The sequence below is a fragment of the Ideonella sp. B508-1 genome (genome assembly GCF_000333615.1).
In the GTDB taxonomy this organism is placed as follows: domain Bacteria; phylum Pseudomonadota; class Gammaproteobacteria; order Burkholderiales; family Burkholderiaceae_C; genus Ideonella.
Map to the genome: position 1 here is coordinate 25,582 of NZ_BADL01000393.1, position 7,900 is coordinate 33,481.

The following is a 7,900-nucleotide window of genomic DNA, read 5'->3' on the forward strand; positions in this document are numbered from 1 at the left end:
ATGGCAGGGGCGCGGGCAAAAACGGGTGGAAGGCTGAGCGTCTTATCGACGATCCCAGCCAGAACTTGACATGTGCGCAGGGGCCTCCTCGGCGTCGAGCGCAGGCATCAGCACCGCCCCGTCGTCGGCCCACTCCACATGGGTCAGGCCCGGCTCCTCCTGCTCCAGCCGCAGCCGCTCCAGCTCCTGGGCCGTGAGCTGGCCCTGACCGGCCCGCCAGGCCGTCGCCTGGGCCTGCTGGGTCGCCCGGCGCTGGAACTCGGCCAGCGCCCCGCGCATCTGGCTGCGCAGCAGCTCGGGCTCCCAGGGCTTGGTGAGGTAGCGGAAGATGCCGGTCTCGTTCAGCGCCCGTTGGGCGGTGGCGAAGTCCGCCACGCCGGTCAGCAGCATGGTGACCGCCAGCGGCTGCCAGCGAGCCGCCTGTGCCAGCAGGGTCAGGCCATCCATTCCCGGCATGCGCAGGTCCGCCACGATCACGTCGTGGGCGCGGGCACGCACATGGGCCAGGGCCTCCTCGCCGCTGAGCGCCAGGTCCAGGTGCAGATCTGGGCACAGCCCCCGCAGGGTGCGCTGCAAGGCCTTGAGCTGGGAGGCTTCGTCATCCACCAGCAGCAGTCGGGGCATGGTCTTCTCCAGGTTGAAACAGGCCTCACAGGGCCAGGGCGCGGCACATGTCTTCCACCCCCAGCTCCACGTCGGCCAACAGGGCCAGGGCCGCGGTGTCGCTCAGGTCCAGCCGCAGCCAGAGTGCCGGATCCAGCGGCGGCACCACGTCCAGCGGGTCCTCGGCCAGGTCCAGGGCATGGGCCACGGCATTGGCCACCTCGATCAGCTCGGCCAGGGCGCGGGCCGTCGGATCACTGGCGGCCGAGGGCAGGCCGTGGTGCTCGACGGCTTGGACCACCTCGGACGGAAAGCGCCAGTGCCGCACCAGCACCGCCCCGATCTCCGCATGGGTCAGACCCAGGGTGGCCCGTTCGGCCGCCACATCCGCCACGTCGGCGCCACGGGCCAGCGCAATCGCCTGGGCCCCCTCGGCCGGGAAATGCGCGGCCAGCACCAGTTTGCCGATGTCATGCAGCAGGCCGGCCACAAAGCCCTCGTCGGGGTCGAGCCGCAGGCGCGGGGCCAGCAGGCGGGCGGCCAGCGCGGTGGCCATGCTGTGGCGCCAGTAGCTGCGGAAGCTGAAACCGGTGCAGCGGCGGGTGTCCAGGCCGCTGCTGTAGGACACAGCCAGCAGCACGCCGGACACCGCCCGCAGACCCAGCAGGGTGACCGCATCCCCGATGCGGCCGACCCGCCCGGACATGCCGTAGAAGGCCGAGTTGGCCACCCGCAGCGTGCGGGCGGCCAGGGCCTGGTCCTGCTCGATGAGGTGGATGCTGCGCTCCACGGAGACGTCGTCCCGCTGCAGGGCCTGCATCACCTCGCGCACGGCCTGCGGCAGGGCCGGCAGGGTCTCCACGCAGGTCTGGACACGCTCCAGTGACAGGGCGGGGGCGATCATGCTTGGCCGGCCTCCTGCCGGTACTTGCGCAGCAGCGGGTAGAGCGGGTGCAGCCGCCCGTCGCGCAGGCTGTGACGGAACAAATGGGCCAGGCGCGCCTCGGCCGGGGTGGGGGCGGCCGGCGCCGGCTGCCCGGGGGCCGGGGCGGTGGGCTCGTCAATCGGCGACATGGCAGACATCCTCGGACAGGGGCAGACAGATCAGCACATCGCCCCGCCAGGGCCCGGGCCCGCCGCCCAGGCGGTGGCGCCAGACACGGCAGGCCTGGCCCTGGATCCGGCAGCGCGCCTCGCCCCCGACCGGGGCCAGCCGGGCGATGCCGGCCTGGGCCGGCAGACCCAGGGCCAGGACCTGGGGCGGAAAGAGCTGATGGGCCTGTGCGTTGGCATAGACCAGCAGGTCGTCGGCATCGACCCCGATCACCGCCAGCGGCAGGCTGTCCAGGATCTCGCGCACGCCGCCGACGCTGGCCTGCAGCAGCAGGCCCTGCTCCCGCTGGCGATCCAGCGCGGCGCTGAGCTGGCTGTTCACATGGGCCAGCAGGGCGTTGGTGGTCTCCACCTCGGCACTCAGGCGCCGGTTCTCGTCGGCCATGCCCTTGCGGCGGAAGGCCTCGGCCACGTGGTTGCGCAGGCGGTCGTCGTCCCAGGGCTTGGTCAGGAACTTGTAGACCGCCCCCTCGTTGACGGCGTCGATGATGGACTGCAGATCGGTGAAGCCCGACAGCGTCATGCGCACGGTGTCCGGGTAGAGGGCGGCGGCGCGGTGCAGCAGCTCCACGCCCGTCATGCCAGGCATGCGCTGGTCGCTCAGGATGACGTCCACCGGATGCTCGGCCAGGCAGCGCAGGGCCTCGTCGCCGTTGCGGGCCGTCAGGATGTCGTAGCCGTCGCGCCGCAGCAGGCGCTTGAGCGCGGCCAGGATGTTGTCCTCGTCGTCCACCAGCAGCAGCGTGCGGCGGCCGTCGTCGCGCGACAGGTGCTGGGCCGCCAGGCGCCAGCCGGTGGCCAGGCGCTCGGCCAGGGCGGGAGGCTCCACCGGCGGGCTGAACCAGTATCCCTGGATCAGGTCGCAGCCCTTGGAACGCAACAGGTTGAGCTGTTCCTCGTTCTCCACGCCCTCGGCCAGCACCTGCATGCCCAGGCCGTGGGCCATGGTCAGGATGGCGCGGGTCAGGGCCATGCTCTCGGGCGCGCTGTCCAGGTCGCTGACAAAGCTGCGGTCGAGCTTGACCACGTCGATGGGCAGGCTGCGCAGGCAGGCCAGGCTGGAATAGCCGGTGCCGAAATCGTCCAGCGCCACTTCCACCCCGAGGGCGCGCAGCTCGCTGAGCGCCTGGCCCGCCCGGGTCGGGTCGTCCATCACGGCGCTCTCGGTCAGCTCGATGCCCAGGCCTCGCGGGTCCATGCCCGTGTCCAGCAGCACACGCTGCACGGACAGGGCCAGATCGCCCCGACGCAGCTGGTGGGGCGAGACGTTGATCGCCACGCGCGGTGGGCTCAGGCCGGCGGCGCGCCAGCCCACCCATTGGCGGCAGGCGGTCTCCAGCACCCAGTGGCCCAGTTCGCGGATCAGCCCGGTCCGCTCGGCCACGCCGATGAACTCGGCAGGCGGCACCTCGCCCCACTGCGCCGAACGCCAGCGCGCCAGGGCTTCCACGCCAACGATGGCCCCCGTGCTCAGCGAGACCTGCGGCTGGTAGACCAGACGCAGCTCCTGGCGCTCCAGGGCGTGACGCAGCGCGCTGGCCATCTGCATCTCGCGCAGGGCATGGGCATGGGCCTCGGGGCGTGCGAAGGCGACCCCACCGGCCTCGTCGGCCAGCATGCAGGCCTTCTCCGCGGCCTCCAGCAGCAGGGGACCGTCCTGGCCGTCCCCCGGGAACATGGCCAGGCCGATGCGGCAGCGCGGCAGCACCTCGGCCGTGCCGATCAGCATCGGGGCCTGGAGCTGGTCGCGCAGCTGGCGCGCCTGCTCCAGCAGGGTCTCGGGGGCCACATCGGCTTCCGCTCGGCCCATCAGGGCCAGTTCCTGCCCACCGACCCGGGCCACCTGCGCCTGCTCGCGGGCCTGCTGCTGCAGGCGGGACGCCAGGGTGCGCAGCACGCTCTGGGCCGCCTCGTGCCCCAGCGTGACACGCAGCTCCTGCAGCTGGGGCAGCTCCACCACCATCAGCACGAAGGCGCTGCGGTCCCAGCGGGCGATCTGCATCCGGGCCGCCAACTGCTCGATGAAGTGGGCGCGGTTGGGCAGGCCGGTGAGCACATCGAACTGGGCCAGGGTCTGGGCCTTCTGCTCGGCCTCGTGCTGGCGGGTGATGTCCTGCACCAGACCGATGCCCTGACATGCCTCCCCCTGCGTGCCCCTGCGCAGCACACCGCGGTGCATCACCTGGAGCGACTGGCCCTCGGATCCGAAGGCCCGATGCTGGAGCTGGAAGGGCTCGTCGGGCTGGGCCTCGCGCCAGGCCTGCTGCACCCGGGCACGGTCCTCGGGCACCACCCAGGCCCAGGCCTCCTGCGGGTCGGCGGCGCCGACATCCGCCAGGGTGCCCACCAGCTGGCGCAGCCCGGCCGAAGGCCGCAGACGCCCTTCGGGCCAGCTCAGCACATAGGAGCCCGAGCGCGACAGGTGTTCGCTGTGGTCCAGCAGCTCGGCATGCCACTGGGCCTGGCGCAGGGCCTGGCGGGTCTCGCTGATGTCGAAGAGGGTGACCAGATCGGCTGGCTGCCCCTCGACCTGGACGGCCTGCCCGTACAGCCGGACGTCGAAGCGACTGCCATCCTGGCGCAGGCCCTGCACTTCCCAGAACTGGCCGGGCTCGCCGGCCAGGCGGCGACGCAGCTGCTCGGCAATCAGCGCTCGGTCCTCGGGCACCACCCAATCGGTGAGTTGGTGCTGCGCCACCGGCCCCTCGCCCCAGGCCAACAGCCGGCGCGCCGCCGGGTTGGCGTAGCGCAGGCCATCGGCCTGCAACAAGATGAGCGCCACCTCGGTGCGCTCCAGCACGGCGGCGAACCATGGCAGGGTGGCGCCTGCCGGCACCACCAGCGCGCTCACATCCACCGCCCCGTCCACCGAGGTCGGCCGCGGGCCTTGCGCCGTGCTCATGCGCCCCCCTGCGTTGAAGCGGCCTGCCGGTCCACCCAGGGCAGGGCCGGCGGCGTGGCGGCCTTGCCGTCCGTGCCCGGACCGGCCACCGGCACCCAGACACGGAAGGCGCTGCCCTGGCCCAGGGCCGAATGCACCTGGATCACCCCACCGTGCTTCTGCACGATCGAAAAGGACAGGGACAGGCCCAGCCCGGTGCCGCTGCCCACCGGCTTGGTGGTGAAGAAAGGCTCGAAGATGCGCCGCTGCACCTCGGCGGTCATGCCGCAGCCGGTGTCGGCCACCTCGATCCAGACCCAGCCCTCCTGGTGGCCGCTGGCCAGGGTGATGACCCCGTGGCCCTGGATGGCGTGGGAGGCGTTGACGATCAGGTTCATGAAGACCTGGTTGAGCTGGGCCGCCAGACAGCGCACCAGCGGCAGGGGCTCCAGGAACTTGCGCACCTCGGCCTTGTACTTGACCTCGTGCCGCACCACGTTGAGGGTGGATTCCAGGCCGGCGTTGAGGTCGGCCTCCTGCCACTCCGACTGGTCCAGGCGCGAGAAGTCCTTGAGGTCCTGCACGATCTTCTTGACCCGGGCCAGGCCGTCCTCGCTCTCGCTCATCAGGGCAGGCAGGTCTTCGCGCAGGTAGTCGATCTCGGCCGCGTGGCGGGCCTGCTCCACCGCGGCCAGGGCCTGCGCGCCGGGCTGGGCCTGGGCGGTCTCGTAGGCGCCCACCAGCGCCAGCAGCTGGCCCACATAGCCCTTGAGGGTGTGCAGGTTGGAACTGACGAAGCCGATCGGGTTGTTGATCTCGTGGGCCACCCCGGCGGCCAGTTGGCCGATGGAGGCCATCTTCTCGGACTGCAGCAGCTGGTTCTGCGCGTCCTCGAGCTTGCGCAGGGTCTGCTTGAGCCGGTCGTAGTTCGAACGAAGCTCGTCCTGGGCCAGCCGCACCTCGGTGTGGTCCTCGAGCAGCCACCAGGCGCCGCTTTCGATGTGCTCGACATCGGCCGGGTAGGCGATGAGCTGCACCCAGAGCTGGCGACCGTCGCGGTGGCGCAGCCACATCTCGTGGCGCCAGGCCTGGCCGGTGCGCAGCACCGGGGTGGAGCGCTCACGCAGCCACTCGAAATCCTCGCGGCTGCGGAAGAGCTCGGCGGTGTCCTGGGGAGGGCGGTCATCGGTCCAGCCCAGGATCTCCGCCATCTTGCGGTTATGGTGCTCGATGCGGGCGCCGCGGGTGCGGGCCACGCCCACCGGGGCGTTGGCCATGAAGGCCTCGAGCTGGTGCAGGGTGCCGCGCAGTTCGGCGGAGCGCTCCTGCACCCGCAGCTCGAGCTCGTTGCGGTGCTGGCGCAGCGCCTCCTCGGCCTGGCGGCGCTCGGTCACGTCCAGCAGGGTCTCGATGGCGCCGATGATGCGGCCCGCCGTGTCGCGCAGCGGCACCGCGGTGAAATGCACCCAGCGCCCCTCGGGGCCCAGCTGCGGAAAAAACTGCTCGACCTCCCAGGCGCCATCGCCGCCCTCGATCTGGCGGGCATCGCCATCGGCATAGGTGCTGCGCAGCAGCGCCTCGGGCGCCTCGTCGACGATCAGGTCCGCCATCAAGGCGCGCGGCTCCCGCCAGAAGCCCCGCCAGGCCCCATCCGCCCCGCGCATCTCCATGGCCGAGACCCCGGTCAGGCGCTCGCAGGCGCGGTTCCAGTGGGTCACCCGGTGATCCACCCCGATCACGAAGGTGGGGATGGGGCCGCCTTCGATGATCTGGTGCAGCATCTGACTGAGCTGCTGCAGGCTGTCCTGCACGAACTGCATGTCGCTCAGGTCCTGGCAGGTGACGACCAGCGTGCGCTGGCCTTCGATGGTGCAGGCCCGGGAGGTCCATTCCACCCGGCGCCGCACGCCCTGGCGCGATTCGAGGGTGAAGGTCTGGGCGGGCGGCTCGGGCGCATCGGGTGCCAGGCCGGCCTGGACCTGGTCGCGCAGGGCGTCCCGGTCCTCCTCGATGACCAGCACGGCGACATCCAGACCGCGGGCCTCCTCCAGCGAGCAGCCCAGCAGGCGCAGCATGGCGGGGTTGGCATGCAGCACGACGCCGCTGCGGTGCAGCAGCAAGGGCACCGCCACCACGTCATAGGCCGCCAGGACGGCCGGGGGGGAGGCCACGGGCCCCGGGGCGCCCTCAGCCATGGCGCAGCTCCGCGGCGGGGGTGGCCACCTGGGGCCGCGGCGGGGTCAGGCGCGGCGCCTCGCCCCCCGGCTGGCGACGCACGTGCAGGGTCAGCCGCACGCCCTCGCTGGACACGAACTCGCGGATCTGGCGGATCACCCGCTCCTCGAACACATAGCCGGCGGCCAGCAGCAATGCGCCCTTGGTCGACAGCAGATCGCGGGCCAGCACCATGCCCGGCCGCAGCTGGATGGCCTCGATGCACTCGTCCTCGCGCTCCAGGGGTTCGGGCTCGGCCAGCACGGCCTCCAGGGCGGCCACCACCTGGGGGTCGTAATGGGTGCCGATGCCGCCGCGGATGGCCTGCAAGGCCTGGGGCCGGGCATGCGGCTGTTCGGACAGAGCCCCGTGGATCAGGTCGTCGTAGTCGCTGGCCACCGCGACGATGCGGGCCCCCAGCGCAATGCCCTCCCCCTCCAGCCCGTCGGGGAAGCCCTTGCCATCCACCCGCTCGTGGTGCTGGCGCACGATGCGGCCCACGCCATGCAGCCGGGCCAGCGGCATCAGCGCTGCCTCGCCATCCTTGGGGTGGTGGCGGTAGCGGGCCAGGTCTTCGGGGCCCAGCAGGGACAGGGGCTTGCCCAGCATGCGGTCCGGGAAGCCGATGGTGCCGATGTCGTGCAGCAGCGCGCCCAGGTAGACCTCCTGCTGCGCGCGCTCATCCAGGCGCAGATGCGGCCCCATGCGCTTGACCAGGGCCGCCACCCGCCGGGCATGGCCGGCCACGGCGCCTTCGCGCATCTCCAGCAGGCCCGAGAACACGGTGACCGCCACCATGAAGTTCTCGTTGAGCTCCTCGTAGGCCTTCTCGAGCATGTCGTTGATCTGCTCGATCTCGGCCGTGCGGGCCTTGACCCGCTGCTCCAGCCCCTGGTTGAGCTCGGCCAGCGCCTGGTTCTGCGCCCGCACCTGGTCCAGCAACTGCTGGTTCTCCAGCTCCAGCTGGCGCCGCCGCAGGGCCTCCTGCACGGTCAGCAGCAGGTCGGGATCGTTCCAGGGCTTGGCGATGTAGCGGTGGATCTAGGGCTGGTTGATGGCCGCGATGGTGGAGCCGATGTCCGCTAGCCG

At 71.7% G+C, this 7,900-nt stretch carries 6 protein-coding genes; all 6 read right to left on the reverse strand.

What is annotated here, in order from left to right; genetic code table 11:
- Positions 1-42 precede the first annotated feature (42 nt).
- Genes I73_RS28435 through I73_RS28450 form a run of 6 tightly spaced genes read right to left on the reverse strand, consistent with a single transcriptional unit; the run spans position 43 to position 7,801 of the window.
- Positions 43-624 (reverse strand): response regulator, encoded by a 582-nt coding sequence (locus tag I73_RS28435; RefSeq protein ID WP_022981602.1) that lies wholly within the window; start codon positions 622-624, stop codon positions 43-45.
- Positions 625-649: 25 nt separating this feature from the next.
- Complete coding sequence (locus tag I73_RS16345) at positions 650-1,507, reverse strand: HDOD domain-containing protein (protein WP_022981603.1); 858 nt, start codon at positions 1,505-1,507, stop codon at positions 650-652.
- A complete protein-coding gene (locus I73_RS33270) occupies positions 1,504-1,677 on the reverse strand; it encodes a hypothetical protein (protein ID WP_022981604.1) in 174 nt (57 codons plus the stop codon). Before I73_RS33270 ends, I73_RS16345 begins: the two co-directional genes overlap by 4 nt.
- A complete protein-coding gene (locus I73_RS30990; RefSeq protein ID WP_022981605.1) occupies positions 1,664-4,618 on the reverse strand; it encodes an EAL domain-containing protein in 2,955 nt (984 codons plus the stop codon). The genes I73_RS33270 and I73_RS30990 overlap by 14 nt, the downstream gene beginning before the upstream one ends.
- A complete protein-coding gene (locus I73_RS31795; RefSeq protein WP_022981606.1) occupies positions 4,615-6,792 on the reverse strand; it encodes a PAS domain S-box protein in 2,178 nt (725 codons plus the stop codon). Before I73_RS31795 ends, I73_RS30990 begins: the two co-directional genes overlap by 4 nt.
- Positions 6,785-7,801, reverse strand: a complete 1,017-nt coding sequence (locus I73_RS28450) for an HD-GYP domain-containing protein (RefSeq protein ID WP_051049248.1) — start codon at positions 7,799-7,801, stop codon at positions 6,785-6,787. The genes I73_RS31795 and I73_RS28450 overlap by 8 nt, the downstream gene beginning before the upstream one ends.
- Positions 7,802-7,900: the final 99 nt, after the last annotated feature.

Bases quoted from the DNA above. Each gene is read 5' to 3' on its own strand.
- I73_RS31795 (WP_022981606.1), bottom strand. From the start codon at position 6,792: ATGGCTGAGGGCGCCCCGGGGCCCGTGGCCTCCCCCCCGGCCGTCCTG.
- I73_RS30990 (WP_022981605.1), bottom strand. From the start codon at position 4,618: ATGAGCACGGCGCAAGGCCCGCGGCCGACCTCGGTGGACGGGGCGGTG.
- I73_RS28435 (WP_022981602.1), bottom strand. From the start codon at position 624: ATGCCCCGACTGCTGCTGGTGGATGACGAAGCCTCCCAGCTCAAGGCC.
- I73_RS33270 (WP_022981604.1), bottom strand. From the start codon at position 1,677: ATGTCGCCGATTGACGAGCCCACCGCCCCGGCCCCCGGGCAGCCGGCG.
- I73_RS16345 (WP_022981603.1), bottom strand. From the start codon at position 1,507: ATGATCGCCCCCGCCCTGTCACTGGAGCGTGTCCAGACCTGCGTGGAG.